Source organism: Lacinutrix sp. Hel_I_90, from assembly GCF_000934685.1.
Lineage (GTDB): Bacteria > Bacteroidota > Bacteroidia > Flavobacteriales > Flavobacteriaceae > Lacinutrix.
Window position 1 is genome coordinate 3,547,097 of sequence record NZ_JYNQ01000001.1, and the last position, 16,888, is coordinate 3,563,984.

Below are 16,888 nucleotides of genomic sequence, written 5' to 3' on the forward strand. Positions count from 1 at the left end.
AAAAAGGAGTACGGGAATCCCTTACAATGTGTAAGGTGTTTAACACACAAGTACTAAGGGGAAAGCTTTAAAAAAAAATCAGATTTTAGATGTAATTGAAGTGTTTTATCACAGGGTAGTTAAAAAAAATAGGAGGCCTCTCACTACTTGGAAGAGACTTCCTATTTATTATATGGCTTAAAAATTAATTTTGAGAAGCCGCACTAGCGGCAGACAGCACAAAACTAAAGTCTGAAGCAAAGTTGCTTTTTCCTGCGATAGAGCCAAATTGGTGGCAATCTGTACACTTGGTCTGTTGTGCATAAGTTTCCATTGCGCTATTCGCTACATTATTATTAGGGTTTAAAGAGTTTAAAGACAACGGTACTTTCGCCGGTTGGTTGGTGTCCTGAACGGGATTACTGGACCAAATCACATCAACCAGCTCGTAGTACTGAAATACAGACTCTGGGTAGTATTTTTTTATGGCCGTTTGTATTGTGTTATTGACTTGTACTGATGAATCATCTAAAGGGGTTGTTCTGGTTACCTGTAACTGTGTTGGTTTTGGTCCGTTTAAACCTAAATAGTAAGGGGGTGAAACATTAGCGTCTTTACAACTAATAGTCACGGTGGTGTCCTTTTTTGTTGCTGAATATGCGGCGGGTATTTCCATGGTTTTATCTTTACAATTAACATTGTATAAGTTATAATGACCACCACTTGGGTTGGCGCCGTTGTCTGGGGCGTTGTCTACATGCTCAAAGGTAGACCAGATCCAGGTGGGTTGCGATTCTGTTTTGTGTATAATGTGTAATCCTATTAATGCCACTTTAGCAGCTCTTTGTTTTCCTGTGTTGGGATCTATAATTACCGCTTCTGATATTTTATAACGTGTTACATCTACTGTGGGTGGTGATGACAGTTCCATCCAGGCCGCCTTTATTTCCATGGCACCAATAGTCGTGTTGGTATTAGATCCTTTTGGTAAGTGAATGGCGTTTCCACTAGTGGTCCAACTTAACTGCTTATCTGCGTTGTAAAATTGGTGCTTAGGATCTGTGATGTAATCATATTCATCTTTATTAACCAATACCTCGTACCAGAGGTTGGTATTATTATGGGTGCCCAGCCAGTTTGGGCTACCTGATGGCGCCGCTTGCCCTGTTTCTGTAACGACAATAGTATCATTAAATGCTGTGAATTTAGAAACATGCATCAATACCCGTTTATGACTGTTTTTTTTAGTTAACAGTGGGTGTGTGGTGTTCCAGGCTGGTGGTGCCTGACCATTTGCGGGCATCAGTACTTCTTTGGTCATATACGTTTCCCAGGCTACCTTATTGGTGTTTTTTGGGTCTCCAAAATTGCTACTTCCATCTGTAGGCCAATTAAGCGCTACAAACTCTTTCCATGCAAAACAATTGGCATAAGCCTGATTAGGAATTTGTCCGCTATCATGTGGTACGTCCCCTTGAAAATAGAGGGTGTCGAATGTGGTGCATTCACAACTTGGTGTTGCAGCAACATAAGTAGTGGTGGCTGATGTCATTCCTAATGAAACAAATAGAACAAAGGAGAGTATTAACACACCCATAACGGTGACAACTAATTTTAAATTTTTCATATGAATCATTTTAGTTGGTGATGTATAAAAGTGCAGGCATAGGTTCAGACGGGGTTTGTCCGGCATTAGTAACATAGACTTTTCTAAGTCCTGTAGTGGCATTAGCACTAGCGCTAAGGTTAATAACAATGGTTTGATAATCTCCTGGATATGAGTTTCCTGGTACGGCATAATTTACAGTACCAAAGCTAACCGGAGTTGCGGTTATATCTGTGCCATCAAAAGTAATACTAGGATTCCCTTTTGAAGTGTCTAAGCCGCTAACCGTTAGAGTCATTGAAGCGTTTTGAGTGCCTTGTTTTACCTTTGGTGTTACATAGGTACTGTTACTTAAAGTCGTCATAGGAAACTGTGCAGGATTCATGACTTTGGTAGTGTTGTAGCCATTAAAAACAGCGGTATAAAACAACTGTAACGGTTCTGCATATAGTGTTGAAGCGGTACCTACACAATCCATAGCTATTGGCTTAGACCCCGTATAGGCGGTTGCAATAATATGCATTTTAATAAGCTGTGCAATTTGACTTCCCCAAGTAACAGCATTGCCATTATATTTGATATCACTAATGGTGTACCCTAAGCTTGCAGGTACTTCGTATTTTGCGTGGAGAATAAAATTCCCAGGCATAGTTAATCCATCAACATCTGCTAATGCTTCCTGACCGCGAACGGTGGTCCAAAAACTTGAAGGATCTGTACCGTCCGGTGTACTGAAGTTGGCAAAGTCTGCACTATTAGGCTTTTGAATATATAAGCCTGGCGGATTAGCCAAGGTCACATTCATACCTGTTTGAGCATAAGCATTTACATTCCCGCCAATGGTTGGATCACTATTTCTAAACTTTTGTCCAAATTGCCCGCAGCATAAAAGCGCTTCATTTCCTGAACCATAATTTTGTCGACTTAAAGACGCTGAAGTTCCTAGTCCAATTTCTGTTTGTATCGTATTTGGTGTACTGGTAAGATGCATAGCGCCATTAGAACCAGTGTTCCATTTGTTTAAAGGATTGTAAAGGTAATTACCTGTTGAAGGATCAATAACGCCCTTGCCAGAGGCGTCTTTAATGTAAAGGTCTTCCATGGCAATGTTTGGTAGGTCTAAGGTGTTTTGATACAACTCTAAAACTTTATTAGGGTCTACATTCCATACAGAATTCCAGTATTCTGGATTTTCGCACGTAAAGTCAATACGTGTAATATTTCCTTTAGCATCACGGCGCACTGACCATTCGCAATACTCATCTTGAAAGCCTCTAGGGCCATAAGGGCCAAATTTAATTTTAGAAGTATCTGTAGCATCACAAGGATTTGAAGGGATTAAAGGGGGTGGTGTACCATTAGCTAATAAACCAGTATCTGCAATAGCATATTGGTCGTTTTTTGAAAGGTCAGGAAAGTAATAGTTAATTCTTCCAGGTAAGGCATTCCATTCGATAGCTACATTCTGGCTTCCTGCCGGAATGCCTTTAATAGCTGGATTGAAATAATTTGTAATACCCGTGTCGTTCGTGGCATTCCAGGGATTGCCCACTAAGCCTTGATTGGTAAAACCGGTTAAATTAATATTCCATTGTGCATTTAAAGCGTCCTGCTTTGTTGGGTCATTACTAAAATCCTGTTGTAAAGCAGGGGTTTTAAATACGAAATCGGCTGGGCTAGTTTGTGGCTCTACACGTGTGTTTTCTATCTTTAATGAGGGGTCTTCTTTTTTTGATTCTTTGCAGCTTACTATAAAGGTGACTACAAAAATGAGGGAAATTAGTTTTTTCATAATGAATACGGGTTGGTTGATGGTTTAAAATTGATTATTATATAAAATTAGATTCTTAATTTTTAGTACCACTAAGTTATACTTTAAAAGAGCAGAAGACAATAGGTATAATCACCTGTTTTTTGAGTTAGTAATTTGTTGTTTATTTTATTTTTTAATAGAAATCATGATAAATTCACACTGTTATTTCATTGGTTCGTGCAATTTTTGATAGACATTATAATGGGCACCTATTTTGATAAAAAGATCTCTTCTCAGTGCTAAACGTGTGAGTTTTGTACAGTGTTTCCTCAAATTGGTATCTGCTTTATCGCTAAAGACAGTGTGCGCCCCTTATTCAATATCTATACCAATAGCCTCATATAATAAGACGATAATGCTATTCCAGAGTTTCTCTAGAGTGACCAATAAAAGGCCTTTAAGGGTATTAATAAAATTTTGTACCATGGCTTCCAGACCTTCTAAAAAGAAGTCTAGTAAATCCTCGTCTATATCACCAGAGAGAACACCTATTTGTATTAACTCGGTTTGTTTGGCAATGGCTTCTATTTGACGCTCGCTAAAACCACGAACCGTTGTGATGTCTTTTTCAATAATACTAGTTGCTATAGCTTTTATTTCTTGAATAAGGTTTCTTGTGTTATCTGTCATGACTTATCGTTTTAAAAAGCTCTCATAAGTAAGGGCTTGGTCTAAGAAAATTAATAGTTCACCTTTAAAGGCCGCAATAGCGAATGGTTTTAAACCAGAAGTGCGGTCTGTGTCTTTCATTTTTTTAATATTTTCTGCTATACGTTTAAAGGCGAAGGCGCTTGGGTAATCATTTTCTATACTCGGTTTACCACGGGTGTTTAAAATGACGTTTATTCTTTTGGTGGCATTGTTTTTTGGCAATGGTCTTGCTCTGGCCAGAAGTTCTAAAGTTTCAAAAGCACCAATGAGTGCATTATATACCGCTTCTCTTTTTACAAAGCTATCGCTATCTGTACCATCAGAAATTGTTGCCAGAAAACTGAGGGTCTCGGTTGCGCTCGCATTGAGATTTTCTATTATTATAGCGTCATACTTTGGTGCTAATGCTGTTTTACAACTCGCAAATAGCAAAAAGAAACAGGCTAAAAGTAGGTGTTTTAAAAATTTATATTTTGTTGTTTTCATCATTTTTATTTAAAATTTAATACTCTGCTCTACCTAATTTTTTGTGACACCTTTAAAATAAGCTTCGCTATTTTTCTTCTCACTTCTCACTTCTCACTTCTCACTTCTCACTTCATTCTACATGAAATTGTCTCCAAAATAAATACCCTATTAGAATACCAAAAGCCATGGAAGTACCATGTGCAATTCTGATTTCGTTTTGTGTAGGCTGTGATGGTATTTGAGAAATAGCGTCAATTAATAAGGGGCCTAATTTTAAAAAGAAAATGAGCACAGCGATTCCAAAGAGAATAATAGTGCCCACCACATCGCTCACTAGCTTTTTGCTTTTTCTGGTAATAAATAAATTCATGGCTAAAGCGCCCCAAAAATAGGTGAGTACAAAAAAGGCTTTTTCGGTTTCACCTTTTATCACTTCGCTAATGGTAATATTGTCTGTTGCTGCTAAAATAATATCAAATAGTATTAAAAAAACAAACAGCCCCATAAGGATGTATTGCACCATGCGTACTATTCCGGGATGTTTTTTTATATAGGTGTCTAAATTTTGCATGGATGCTAATTAAAAAATTCAAAATAGTCTAAATGACGTTGTGACCAGAAAAAATGACCATATAAAACGCCTATAATAAGGAGTAGAAACTGAATACTGGGTTTCATAACAAAATCTTTTGGTTGCTTAAGTCCAACAATTAAAATGGCTAACAGTAAAATAACAACCAGAATTACAGGTACCCAAGCATTGGGGCCGAGTATGGGCACCTGACTTCCTAAAAAGAAGTGTCCGCCTAAAATGCCCCAAGCCATCGGTAAAAAAAAGTATTTGTTGTAGGCCCACTTTTTTATAATGAAGTTTACAGTATCGTCTTTCTCGTCATTAAAATAGAGATAGATATTAAAGAGCATAAGAAATATAATGGTAATGCCAATGACTATTTGTACGATGAGGGTGAAATCCATTGCTTCTTTTTGGTTTGATTCCTTTACTGACTTAAAGTTAGGAATTTTTTGTTACACTTCGCGTAGTGTTAGGGTCTGTTATCTTTAAAATTTTATGATTCAGTATAACAAAAGAAAGTAGACGCCTATGTAAAAGGCATGTTGTAGTTTGATTTATAACATGCTAGCTCTTTTTTTGTTTTCTTTGTTTCTTTTATTCACACCTTTTTTTTTCGGTAATGCTCTTCAGTTGTCTTGAAGGAAACTGTGCAGCATATCATGGGATATATTAGAAATAAAGAGAGACGAATAAGCAAACCAATAGATCAAGATAGAAATTAGAAAATTCTTTGTGCTATTCTCTTTAAAAACGCCAAGTGAAAGCTTGATTTCGACTATTCTAATCGTTTTGCGGTACTATAAATTCTAGGTTTCTGGATTTAAACTTCTGTCTTTTATATTCTGTTTTTGATTCAAAAAACAATTCAGCATCAAAAAATGACAATTCAGCCAATCCCTTTTTAAAAAGCGCGTGTTCTAAAAGATATTTGCTTAAACTTTAAAACCATTTATTATGTACCGACTAGCTTTTTTAATCATCATGTCTCTATCAACGCATATAGAAACACAAGCACAGACCGAAACAGCTGTGAATACTAATTATGAAAAAGGCATGAAAAAAGCCTTTGGCCTTTGGCAAGAAAACAAAACCAGTGACGCAGCAAATCTATTCGAGCGTATTGCCAGTGCAGAAACCGATAATTGGTTGCCATCTTATTACGCTGCTCAGGTTTTAATTCTTGACGGATTTACCAAAATGAAAGACACAGAGGCTTTAAACGCACAATTAAAACGGGCACAGGATTTTATTAATGATGCCAGCGCGATTTCAAAACAAAACCCTGAAATTATGGTTATGCAAGCCTTATTACATACAGTTTACGTTGCTAGTGATGGCGCAAAGTATGGCATGACCTTAGCACCAAAAGTATCTCAAATTTATGCTGACGCTTTAAAAATAGCACCAGATAATCCAAGAGTGGTCTATATGAGAGCAGATTGGGGTATGGGGAGTGCTAAATATTTTGGGCAAGAGGTGACACCTTTTTGTAAAGATTTAAAAGCAGCTCTTGAACTTTTTGCTAACTTTAAACCAAAATCTAAACTCCACCCAGATTGGGGAAAGGAAAGAGTCGTGCAAATTATTGCCGAATCATGTAAATAATAATCTATGTTAGCATTTTTTAAACACTTAGGACGCGCATTTTCAATAGGTGTCTTGATATTTTTAATTATTGGAATAATAATTTATTTCACAGGTAATGATATAGAATTTGATCAAGGGTTATTAGAAACCTTCATATACAACCAAATATATTCTGTAGTGCTGTATATGTCTAATGCTTATCTATTTAATATTTTAATTTCTAAGTATAAAGGCGAGGTGTTCAAGTTGAAGAATATGGTTTCTGCAGCATTTTTCTCTGTCCTCATTTCTTTTTTAGCCATTTTTTTATTGCGCTTAGTCACGAAAGTTGTTGTTTACGAGCAAACGTTTAAAACGTTCTTTTCCAATGAGTCTGTTATGAATTACTGGTTTTCTTTAACCATATCCATTACGGTAACTGCCATATTCTATATTGCTTATTATCAAAAATACAAGCAGGAAAATAAAGTAAAAGAACAAAAAGTTATTGCTGGAACAGCAAGTGCGAAATTTGATGCTTTAAAAAATCAATTAGATCCACATTTTTTGTTTAATAGCTTAAATGTATTAACGAGTTTAATAGATGAAAATCCGCAGAACGCACAAAAGTTTACCACCAGTCTGTCTAAAGTCTATCGTTATGTTTTAGAACAAAAGAATAAAGATTTAGTAACTGTAGATGAAGAGCTGCAATTTGCTAAAACTTATATGTCACTATTGAAAATGCGTTTTGAAGATAGTATTGTATTTGATATTCCAGAACAGGCTCAAAACCCAGAAGCTAAGGTCGTGCCTCTAGCACTTCAGCTATTATTGGAAAATGCAGTAAAGCATAACATCGTAACTTCACGTAAGCCATTGCATATTAAAATATATGAAGATCAAGGGCGTCTCGTTGTTGAAAACAATTTACAAACCAAACAGGTGGTCAAGAAGAGTAGTGGTGTAGGTTTAAATAATATTACACAACGCTACCAATTATTAACAAACAAAAAAGTAAGTATTACAGCCGATAAAAAGTATTTTAAAGTCGCAATTCCTATGCTTACCAAACAAATAACAGTCATGGAACAATTACCAAAAAAACAAATGGATGACGCTTACGTGAGAGCACGTAAACACGTTGAGGAATTAAAAGAGTTTTATTATAATTTAATCTCCTATTGCTTTGTAATCCCGTTTTTAATAATTATAAATTATAAAACGGATTGGGAATTTAAATGGTTTTTGTTCCCACTATTGGGTTGGGGTTTAGGTCTGGCTTTTCATGCCTATAAAGTCTTTGTAAATGATGGAATCTTAGGACGTAATTGGGAACAACGTAAGATTGAAAAAATTATGGAAGAAGAACGTAGTAGACACAATTCACTTTAAAAATAAATACAATGGACAATTATAAAATAGATTCATACCGCGAAGCCGATTCACATAAGAATTTTGAGCAAGAAGAGGCCTATTTAAGAGCTAAAAAGCGAGTAGATAAGATAAGAGGCCTGTACATCCATGCAGTAGTCTACATCGTCATAAATATCTTCTTAATAGTGACCATGACACGTAATTCAAGTCAACCACTATTTAGTTTTACAACTTTTTCTACTGCCATTTTTTGGGGTATTGGCTTGTTTTTTCATTTTTTGAGCATTTTCGGAAAAAATTTAATATTTGGAAAAGAGTGGGAACAGCGACAGATTGAGAAGTATATGGATGATGATAAAAGGCGTTGGGAATAATATGTTTAGGCAAAAGCTAAAAGTTGAAAAATTATTAGAAAACGGTAACACCAATTTGTCACCCACTAATCCCACAGTCCAACAGCCCAACAGTCCAATAACCGAATAATCCACTATGAAAGTAATTATAATAGAAGACGAGAAACCATCAGCACGACGTTTACAGCGTATGTTACAAACTATAGGTGTTACAGCAGAAACGCTATTGCATTCTGTAGAAGAAGCAATCACCTGGTTCAAGCAAAACGAACACCCGGATCTCATATTTTTAGACATTCAATTAAGTGACGGCCTGTCTTTTGAAATCTTTGATGTTGTAGAAATAAAGTCTGCAATAATTTTCACCACCGCTTATGATGAGTATGCTTTGCAAGCCTTTAAGTTAAACAGTATTGATTATCTATTAAAACCAATAGATGATGAAGAACTAGAAACAGCTCTTTCAAAATTTAAAGACAGATTACCAGAGAAGCAACAGGTGACTTTAGATTTTAATGATATTAAAAAACTACTGGTAAACCCTGTAGAACGGGAGTATAAAAAACGATTTTCGGTAAAAGTCGGTCAGCATTTAAAGTTAATTAATGTTGATGCTATAGAGTGTGTTTTTAGTGAAAATAAAGGGACCTACCTATATACTAATGAAGGCCGAAATTATTTAATAGATCTCTCACTTGATACTTTAGAAGAAGAGCTCATGCCCACTCAGTTCTTCCGGGTTAATAGGAAATTCTTTGTAAACATCCATGCTATCAAAGACATGGTGAGTTATACCAACTCTAGACTTCAGATCAAATTAAACAGTTATAAGGAACAGGATGTTATTGTCGCTCGGGAGCGCGTAAAGGATTTTAAAACGTGGTTAGAATAAGTACTGCTGCTCTTCTTTTTCTTTTTATAAAGTAAAGCAGCAGTACTAAAACAAACAAATTAATACACTAGCAATAGTTTCGATTGGCTTGTAATTCCTGAAGTTATTTTCACAATATAGGAACCACTTGGATTGTTGCTGCCACTCACTAAGTTTAAATCACTAATCTTTATTTTTTTATAGAAGAGCCTTCCAAAATTACTGGTTTCGTTGGCTTCATATACTAAGTTGGCAGACATATCATATATAGAGACAGTATAGTCGCCTGCATCTGGCAATATTCCCTTAACGATAGTAAAATAGTGAGCAGGATTAGGAAAGAGCCTAAATTTTAATTTTGGTCTTTCATAACTTGAGATCTCTGAAATTTTTCTCACACTCCCATTAAAATATTGACTCACGTATAATGCATCTTCGGTAGGATTATAAATAATTCCGGCAGGATACGTGTAGGTCGCTTCAGAAATATCTCCGTCCGTGGTTCCAATTGTACTTCCAGAAAAAACAGCAACATCGTCTAATTTGTGAGGCTTAACCGTGTAGATTTTGTGTTCTCCATAATTGGTGGCCCACAACAGGTTGTTGGCATAGCTTATAAACCCTAAATAAGGGAAATTTGTTCCAGAGTCTGGAATGGTAGCAATATATTTTACAGTCCCGTTGTTTTTTAGTTGATAAATTTCTCGGTTTAAATAATTTCCAATATAAAGTTTTCCGTTATTATCGTAAGCTAAACCAACAGGAACATCCAACGGTGCTCCCGTAAAAAGTTTGGTAATAGTGCCATCTGTTTCTAATTTATTGATACTGTGGTCTACTACATTAGTAAAAATCATAGCATCACTATCGTGCGCTTTAATGAGATTTGATGCGACACCGTCTGTGACATTAAAACTTTCTATAAGCGTGCCATTTGGTGCATACTTATGAATTTTTGAAGCAGAATATTCTACAACAAAAAGGGCGCCCTGTGAATCAAAAGCCAAACCGTTAGGATTTGCTAAGCCAGAAATAAAAACGCTGGCTTCTCCACTTGGAGTAATTTTATAGACGCTGTTACCAGCAAAATTAGAGCCGTATAAGTTGCCCTGTGCGTCGAAAGTCATAGCGTCATCAACAATACTATTACTGTCGTTTAAAAAAGTCGATACGGTTTGTGCATTGGTTAATAAACAGCATAGTGCTGCAATTAAAAGAATAATTTTTTTCATAATTAATGGTTTAACTGGTTAATAAACTGATTTTCAGAGTGTTAAATTGCATTAATTTATTGTTAAACAAAAGTCAAAATGAGTGAACAGCCCGTTTGAATGCGTGACGTGTGCTTTTTATTGAGTAAATAAGATTTTAGCTTGTTTAAGAATTACTCTTTATCAATTCTATTATCATCAAAAGTAGAGGGCAACATTTTAGGAATCAACTTCATAACTATGGGTAATAAAATAGCACCACCAGGTAATATGAAAATAGCTAAACTAGGAATGGTTTTAAAAATTTCTAATAGCTGTAGCTGTACTTTGGTCTGCTCTTCTTTAGTTAGTTCTCTGGTAGTAGCTTGCGTTAATAAAATCATTAACTCTTTGCTTTGAGTTAACTCTTTAAAGATGCGTTTGCTATTTCTTTTGATGAGTTTTGACGCCAATCGCGTAGAATTATAATAGAAATTGCTTAAAGGGTCTGAGGATTTAAATAGTAGAAATAAGTTTTTGTTTTCAGTATAAAAACTGGCCATATGTTCTAGAGAATCATTGATGCTTTCTTCAGATAAGTGCATATCTGTACCAATAGATTTAATAAAATAATTGTCTTGCTCCGAGGTAGACAGGTCTTGCCGTATAGCCAAGCAAGCGATATCAAGAAAGTGTTTTTTTTCCTCAGCACTATAATCGGTTTCTAATGCATTGCGATAGAATAAATTAAAATCTTTCCTATTGGTCTTAATATACGCGATAGATTCTTTTATTTTCTTTAAAACATCTCTGTCTGCAATGGCATTTTTCTGCCTAAAACTTAAAGCATTATAAGTAATGTTTACCACCATAGTTTCTATGCTTGCAGCATAGATGTTGATATTAGTTGGTGTGTTTAAATACTTTTGAAAGGCAAGAACATCTATAAATAATAGCGCACTTGTTGTGGCCTTATTAAAATTCTTTGTAATAAAATTATTGTCTATAAAGACTCTTGTATGAATAATACGTTCTAAAATTGAAAAATTATTCTTTCCTATTAATAATTTGTCCCAAATAGATAAGTCTGAAACTTCCATCTCCTTATAGAATGCAAGCAGTGTATTAACAAAACTCTCAAAGTCTATCGTTTTTGTATTTGTATGAAAACAATAGATATGGTATAGCGCATCAAAAAGATTCACTTTTATAATTTCATCTTGAGAGTATTGGTGCTCATGAACAATATAATCTGGTATAGATTTTACCAGACCATAAATAAAGCCATTCGCCCTAAGACTATAGTACAGCTCATTGTAATTATTAAACGCAGGGTCGCTGTTTTTAATAAAAGAGAACATTTTTTTTATCCAACCGTTAGCAGATGGGTTCACAATTATTTCATTAGAGTTATCAAACTAATTGATTTATTAATAAATTTTCAATGGTTTTTAGTGTTAACACAATTTTAACAAAACCGCTATTTACTTATTTGCGTAAATATAGGCGAGAACCAAAAAATAATTAACAACAAATCTCAATTTATTATGAAAAAAATTAAAATTTTATTAGGAGCTTCAGCAATCGCGGTTGCAGGTTTCTTTATGGTAGCTGCAGATCACATTGATGCTCCAGCAGTACAAGGTGGTACAAGTGATATCACAGATTTCTATGCCTTTCAAGGTGAAAACACAAACAATATTGCTTTTGTAGCAAATGTTCAAGGATTATTAAGTCCTACAGCAACAGCTGCTGCAGCATTTGATGAAAACGTTTTAGTTGAAATTAATATTGATACAGACGGCGATAATGTCGAGGATTTAGTTTTACAAGCCATTCCTAGAAATGGAAAGCTGTATGTTTTCGGACCAGTAGCTCCTTCAACTACAGGATTGAATAGTGTTATTCAAACGAGTGCTGTACAAACATCTGTTGATATTACAGCTTACGGCTCTACTGCAGTAACGGCAACAGGTAGTAATGGCGTCATGGTATTTGCTGGACCAAGAGATGATCCTTTCTTCTTTGACTTTAATCAATATTCTGCAATTCTTAGTGGTAATGCACCAGGAGGCTTTAACAATCCGGGAACAGATACTTTTGCTGGATCAAATGTAATGTCGATTGTTATTGAAGTGCCAAAAACATTAATTGGTGGAACAGGAAACATTAGTGCTTGGGTAGAAACTAAGTCTAAATAATAATAATCAACTTATAAAAATATAGAATCATGAAAAATATAAAAACAATAGTATATGCCTTATTGATCTCTGCGGTAGCATTTAATTGCTCTAATGATGACGATAACACCACGACACCACAAGGACCAACTGGTATTGACTTTTCTGGAACTTACACACAAGATGACCAAATGGGAAGACCAGCAGTTAATACAGTATTTGTGTCTGCGGGAAGTAAAAATTCATTTAACACAACAATACCTTCTGCTCAAGATGCAGCATTTCAAAGCATGTTTGAAACAAATCTAACAGGTTTAAGTCCTGCATTTGCTAATCCTGGCGATCAAAATGCTTTAGGACAAGATGCAGCAGCTTTTACAAGTTTATTAGCTACAGATGTATTAAACATCTCTTTAGATGGAACCACAACATTTTATGATGGCACCAACGTGTTAACAGGTCGTGCGCTTGCAGACGATGTTATTACTGTAGAGTTATTATTAATTTTTGGAGGTGAAGATTTTACTGAGAATCCAGCATTAAGTGATGACCATGTAGATGGTAACGATAAAACATTCTTAAGCTCATTTCCATATTTAGCTTCTCCTTTCTAGAAGATTAAATGTAAAGCTAGAGTGTTTTTTTCGAGATGCTCTAGCTTTTTTATTTTTTACAACAAAACAAACAAACAAAACAATGAAAACAAGTCTATATGCACTTTTGGTGTTACTACTTTTTAGTTGCAACACTAAAACCGAAAAGCTAACGCAGGCTGAAGATTACAATGTTTTCTTAACAGCTGAGAACATCGCTTTAGTAAATGCAAAAACCGATCATACTTTTTGGGTAAATAAGTTAGAAAAAGCACCTAATCAGTTTTCATATTTAGCTAAAATTTCAGGAACACAAACACAGTTGTTCAGTATTACAGGTGATATTAACTATTTAATTGAAGCTGAAAACAGTTTAAAATTGTTAAACGAAAAAACAAACCATAATACATCCTCTTACCTTCGTGCACTAGCCAGAAATTATATTTCTCAGCACCGCTTTAAGGAAGCCTTAACGCTATTAGAGAAGGCAGAAGTGCTTTCTGAAGACCTTGAAAGCACACAAAAAATGTTATTTGATGTTCATATGGAATTAGGTAACGACGATCAAGCAAAACACTATTTAGAACAGGTAGTAGATTTAAATAGTTTCGATTATTTAATAAGAACGGCAAAATGGAATGACCATAAAGGGAATCTGACTGCTGCTATTAAATATATGGAACAAGCGATGGCTAAAGCCGAATCATCAAAGATAAAAAGCACCATGCAATGGGCTTACACCAATATTGCAGATTTTTATGGTCATGACGGTCAAATCCAGAAATCATACAATTATTTCTTAAAAGCATTAGCATTAAATCCTAACGATGCCTACGCTAAAAAAGGTATTGCCTGGATTGTGTATTCTCATGAAAAAAATCCTGAGGAAGCATTACGTATTTTAAATGCTATTACTACAGTTTATAACGCTCCAGATTATTATTTACTAAAAGCAGAGATTTCAGAATACTTGAAGGATGATAATATGAAGGACGCTTATTTAAACCGTTATGAAGAAGCCGTTAAAAACAAACAGTATGGCGAAATGTATAATGCCTATAATGTAGAATTATTCGCTGAAAAAAAACCAGACTCAGCCCTAGCTATTGCGCAACGTGAAATTGAAAACAGAGCGACAGCACAATCCTACGATTTATTAGCCTGGTCACAATTACATAAAGGAAATAGCTCTAAAGCATTAGAGATTATGGAAAATCATGTTGTTGATAAAACCTACGAACCAGTGGCTCTTTATCATTTAGCTGAAGTTTATAAGGCGAACAATAGACAAGAAAAAGTAAAACCTTTAAAGGAAGAACTTTTGTCAGCGGCTTATGAACTAGGACCTGTAATGGCATTAAAAATAAAGCAACTTTAAATAACTCTAATCCCAATCAACTAATGAAATCATATAAAAGCTTACTGTCTGTAGCTTTTATCTTAACCGTTTTTCTAAGTTCAAAATTTAGTACTGCACAACAAATAAAAGGAGTTGTATACGATACATATACACAACCTCTTGGGAATGCGTATGTTTATAACTTAAATAGTAAAAACCATTCTCACACCAGTGAAAACGGGTATTTTGTACTTGAAAACAATAAGATAGGAGATACTTTATCCATAGGACTATTAGGGTTTAAAAAAACTAAAATCGTACTATCTCAAGAAGATTTGACTAAAACACTATATGTCGCTCTTGAACGAAATATTTTTAAACTGGATGAGCTAGTTTTAAAGCAAGAAAAAAGTGTATTAAATGCACTTGTAAAAGTAGATCTTGAAACAAACCCAATTAATTCTTCTCAGGAAATTTTACGAAAAGTTCCTGGATTAATTATAGGGCAGCATGCTGGTGGAGGTAAAGCAGAGCAACTATTTCTTAGGGGTTTTGATATCGATCATGGTACCGATATTTCAATTAATGTAGATGGCATCCCTGTAAACAATGTGTCACATGCACATGGGCAAGGGTATAGTGATTTACACTTTTTAATTCCTGAGACCATTCAAAATATAAATTTTGGAAAAGGCCCCTATTACGCTGAAGCCAGAGATTTCACTACAGCAGGCTATGTCGATTTTAAAACGAAGAATAGACTCAATGAGAATACCATAAAATTATCATATGGTCAGTTCAACAGTATACGCACTTTAGGATTATTCAATTTAATAGATAATGCTAAAAGTGATAATGCCTATATAGGTATTGAGTACATAGAAACAGATGGCCCTTTTAAATCACCACAAAATTTTAATCGTTTAAATATCTTTGGAAAATATGCTGCCTTTATCAATGAAAATGATAGGGTAGCAGTTACTTTATCTCATTTTAATAGTCGTTGGGATGCGTCTGGTCAAATACCAGAACGCTTGGTAGAAAATGGCACCATCGATAGATTTGGTGCGGTAGACGATACAGAAGGTGGAAATACAAGCAGGTCTAACGTAAACGTAGAATATTTTTCAACCCTTAATGAAACGACATCAATAAAATCAAACGTGTTTTATTCGCATTATGATTTCGAATTGTATTCAAATTTCACATTCTTTTTAGAAGATGCGATTAATGGAGATCAGATTAAACAAAAAGAAGATCGGAATATTTTTGGGTTTAACGCACAACTGAACACTAAAAAAGACCTAAGTTTTTCTAAGCTAAATACTACAGCCGGAATAGGTTTGCGCTTTGATACTGTGGATGATATTGAATTATCACATACATTAAATAGAAATACAACTTTAGATTTTATTCAGCTTGGCGATATAAATCAAACTAATTTTTTCGGATTTTATAAAGCCGCATTCGATTTTGGCAAGTTTAAAGTTACTCCAGGATTACGTTTGGAATATTTCAAATTCTTGTATAACGATGCATTGGCAGAGAATTATAAAACAGCATCTCAAACGAAGACCGCATTACTCCCAAAACTTAATATTTTATTTAAACAAAATGAACAGTTGCAATGGTTCCTAAAATCAGGCATTGGTTTTCATTCTAATGACACCAGAGTGGTGGTGAAAAGAAACGGTGAAGATGTTTTACCTAAAGCTTACGGCGTTGATTTTGGTGCAGTTTATAAGCCAGTACCAGATTTGGTAGTTAATGCAACGGCTTGGTTTTTACATTTAGATCAGGAATTTGTTTACGTGGGTGATGCAGGAATTGTGGAGCCTAGCGGTAAAACACGTCGTCTTGGTGTCGATTTAGGCTTGCGCTATCAATTTAACGATTACCTCTATTTCGATACAGATGCCACACTAACTAAAGCGCGAAGTATTGAGGAGCCAGAGGGAGAAAATTATATTCCGCTAGCACCCGTTTTCACATGGGTTGGAGGCTTAGCATTAAATGATTACAAAGGTTTTTCTGGAGGTATGAGATATCGTTATCTAGGAGATAGAGCCGCAAATGAAACAGACTCTGTAACCGCTGAAGGCTATTTTGTAACCGATTTTAATGTAAACTATAAAGTAAATAAAAATTTGAGTTTAGGTGTTTCTGTCGAAAACATTTTTGATACAGAATGGAATGAAACACAATTCTTAACGGAATCAAGATTAGAAAACGAAGTAGCATCTGTAGAAGAAATTCATTTCACTCCGGGGACACCGTTTAGTGCAAAAGCAACCTTAACCTATAATTTTTAAAATATAAAACCGC

At 35.0% G+C, this 16,888-nt stretch carries 16 protein-coding genes; 8 read left to right on the plus strand and 8 right to left on the minus strand.

What is annotated here, in order from left to right:
• Window positions 1–184: 184 nt before the first annotated feature.
• From GQ46_RS15795 to GQ46_RS15820, 6 genes are all read right to left on the minus strand, one after another.
• The gene (locus GQ46_RS15795; RefSeq protein ID WP_156133257.1) at window positions 185–1,606 is read right to left on the minus strand and encodes a cytochrome c family protein; all 1,422 of its coding nucleotides are present in this window, start codon (window positions 1,604–1,606) and stop codon (window positions 185–187) included.
• Between the two features lie 10 nt (window positions 1,607–1,616).
• Window positions 1,617–3,377: a hypothetical protein gene (locus tag GQ46_RS15800; RefSeq protein ID WP_197077366.1), complete on the minus strand. Its 1,761-nt coding sequence runs from the start codon at window positions 3,375–3,377 to the stop codon at window positions 1,617–1,619.
• Window positions 3,378–3,710: 333 nt separating this feature from the next.
• Window positions 3,711–4,028 (minus strand): hypothetical protein, encoded by a 318-nt coding sequence (locus tag GQ46_RS15805; RefSeq protein WP_044403792.1) that lies wholly within the window; start codon window positions 4,026–4,028, stop codon window positions 3,711–3,713.
• Between the two features lie 3 nt (window positions 4,029–4,031).
• Window positions 4,032–4,535, minus strand: a complete 504-nt coding sequence (locus GQ46_RS15810; RefSeq protein WP_044403794.1) for a hypothetical protein — start codon at window positions 4,533–4,535, stop codon at window positions 4,032–4,034.
• 112 nt (window positions 4,536–4,647) lie between these two features.
• A complete protein-coding gene (locus GQ46_RS15815) occupies window positions 4,648–5,088 on the minus strand; it encodes a hypothetical protein (RefSeq protein ID WP_044403797.1) in 441 nt (146 codons plus the stop codon).
• Window positions 5,089–5,093: 5 nt separating this feature from the next.
• The gene (locus GQ46_RS15820; RefSeq protein WP_044403800.1) at window positions 5,094–5,495 is read right to left on the minus strand and encodes a hypothetical protein; all 402 of its coding nucleotides are present in this window, start codon (window positions 5,493–5,495) and stop codon (window positions 5,094–5,096) included.
• Between the two features lie 553 nt (window positions 5,496–6,048).
• On the opposite strand from GQ46_RS15820, the gene GQ46_RS15825 reads away from it, so the two are divergent.
• From GQ46_RS15825 to GQ46_RS15840, 4 genes are all read left to right on the plus strand, one after another.
• Entirely contained in the window at window positions 6,049–6,699 is a 651-nt protein-coding gene (locus GQ46_RS15825) for a hypothetical protein (RefSeq protein ID WP_044403803.1), read from the plus strand.
• Window positions 6,700–6,705: 6 nt separating this feature from the next.
• Window positions 6,706–8,055, plus strand: a complete 1,350-nt coding sequence (locus tag GQ46_RS15830) for a 2TM domain-containing protein (RefSeq protein WP_044403805.1) — start codon at window positions 6,706–6,708, stop codon at window positions 8,053–8,055.
• A gap of 11 nt (window positions 8,056–8,066) precedes the next feature.
• Entirely contained in the window at window positions 8,067–8,411 is a 345-nt protein-coding gene (locus GQ46_RS15835) for a 2TM domain-containing protein (RefSeq protein ID WP_044403808.1), read from the plus strand.
• 115 nt (window positions 8,412–8,526) lie between these two features.
• Entirely contained in the window at window positions 8,527–9,282 is a 756-nt protein-coding gene (locus tag GQ46_RS15840; protein WP_044403810.1) for a LytTR family DNA-binding domain-containing protein, read from the plus strand.
• A 59-nt stretch (window positions 9,283–9,341) separates the two neighbouring features.
• On the opposite strand, the gene GQ46_RS15845 is transcribed toward GQ46_RS15840, so the two are convergent.
• On the minus strand, window positions 9,342–10,493 hold the full coding sequence (locus GQ46_RS15845; protein WP_044403813.1) for a T9SS type A sorting domain-containing protein: 1,152 nt from the start codon (window positions 10,491–10,493) through the stop codon (window positions 9,342–9,344).
• A gap of 152 nt (window positions 10,494–10,645) precedes the next feature.
• Window positions 10,646–11,845: an LETM1-related biofilm-associated protein gene (locus tag GQ46_RS15850; protein WP_044403816.1), complete on the minus strand. Its 1,200-nt coding sequence runs from the start codon at window positions 11,843–11,845 to the stop codon at window positions 10,646–10,648.
• A 153-nt stretch (window positions 11,846–11,998) separates the two neighbouring features.
• Here GQ46_RS15850 and GQ46_RS15855 point away from each other — a divergent pair, with 153 nt between their 5' ends.
• The 4 genes from GQ46_RS15855 to GQ46_RS15870 all read left to right on the plus strand — a co-directional run bounded on the left by GQ46_RS15855 (window position 11,999) and on the right by GQ46_RS15870 (window position 16,875).
• Window positions 11,999–12,652, plus strand: coding sequence for a DUF4331 family protein (locus GQ46_RS15855; RefSeq protein ID WP_044403819.1), 654 nt, complete (start codon window positions 11,999–12,001; stop codon window positions 12,650–12,652).
• A 29-nt stretch (window positions 12,653–12,681) separates the two neighbouring features.
• Window positions 12,682–13,245, plus strand: coding sequence for a DUF4331 family protein (locus GQ46_RS15860; protein ID WP_044403822.1), 564 nt, complete (start codon window positions 12,682–12,684; stop codon window positions 13,243–13,245).
• A gap of 82 nt (window positions 13,246–13,327) precedes the next feature.
• The gene (locus GQ46_RS15865) at window positions 13,328–14,602 is read left to right on the plus strand and encodes a lipopolysaccharide assembly protein LapB (protein WP_044403824.1); all 1,275 of its coding nucleotides are present in this window, start codon (window positions 13,328–13,330) and stop codon (window positions 14,600–14,602) included.
• Window positions 14,603–14,625: 23 nt separating this feature from the next.
• Window positions 14,626–16,875 carry a TonB-dependent receptor domain-containing protein gene (locus GQ46_RS15870; protein WP_044403826.1) on the plus strand — a complete coding sequence of 750 codons (2,250 nt, stop codon included), beginning with the start codon at window positions 14,626–14,628 and terminating at the stop codon, window positions 16,873–16,875.
• Window positions 16,876–16,888 lie beyond the last annotated feature (13 nt).

Coding starts and splice junctions, on each gene's coding strand:
- GQ46_RS15820 (WP_044403800.1), bottom strand. CDS start 5,495: ATGGATTTCACCCTCATCGTACAAATAGTCATTGGCATTACCATTATA.
- GQ46_RS15855 (WP_044403819.1), top strand. CDS start 11,999: ATGAAAAAAATTAAAATTTTATTAGGAGCTTCAGCAATCGCGGTTGCA.
- GQ46_RS15870 (WP_044403826.1), top strand. CDS start 14,626: ATGAAATCATATAAAAGCTTACTGTCTGTAGCTTTTATCTTAACCGTT.
- GQ46_RS15815 (WP_044403797.1), bottom strand. CDS start 5,088: ATGCAAAATTTAGACACCTATATAAAAAAACATCCCGGAATAGTACGC.
- GQ46_RS15840 (WP_044403810.1), top strand. CDS start 8,527: ATGAAAGTAATTATAATAGAAGACGAGAAACCATCAGCACGACGTTTA.
- GQ46_RS15845 (WP_044403813.1), bottom strand. CDS start 10,493: ATGAAAAAAATTATTCTTTTAATTGCAGCACTATGCTGTTTATTAACC.
- GQ46_RS15795 (WP_156133257.1), bottom strand. CDS start 1,606: ATGAAAAATTTAAAATTAGTTGTCACCGTTATGGGTGTGTTAATACTC.
- GQ46_RS15825 (WP_044403803.1), top strand. CDS start 6,049: ATGTACCGACTAGCTTTTTTAATCATCATGTCTCTATCAACGCATATA.
- GQ46_RS15805 (WP_044403792.1), bottom strand. CDS start 4,028: ATGACAGATAACACAAGAAACCTTATTCAAGAAATAAAAGCTATAGCA.
- GQ46_RS15830 (WP_044403805.1), top strand. CDS start 6,706: ATGTTAGCATTTTTTAAACACTTAGGACGCGCATTTTCAATAGGTGTC.
- GQ46_RS15810 (WP_044403794.1), bottom strand. CDS start 4,535: ATGAAAACAACAAAATATAAATTTTTAAAACACCTACTTTTAGCCTGT.
- GQ46_RS15835 (WP_044403808.1), top strand. CDS start 8,067: ATGGACAATTATAAAATAGATTCATACCGCGAAGCCGATTCACATAAG.
- GQ46_RS15800 (WP_197077366.1), bottom strand. CDS start 3,377: ATGAAAAAACTAATTTCCCTCATTTTTGTAGTCACCTTTATAGTAAGC.
- GQ46_RS15865 (WP_044403824.1), top strand. CDS start 13,328: ATGAAAACAAGTCTATATGCACTTTTGGTGTTACTACTTTTTAGTTGC.
- GQ46_RS15860 (WP_044403822.1), top strand. CDS start 12,682: ATGAAAAATATAAAAACAATAGTATATGCCTTATTGATCTCTGCGGTA.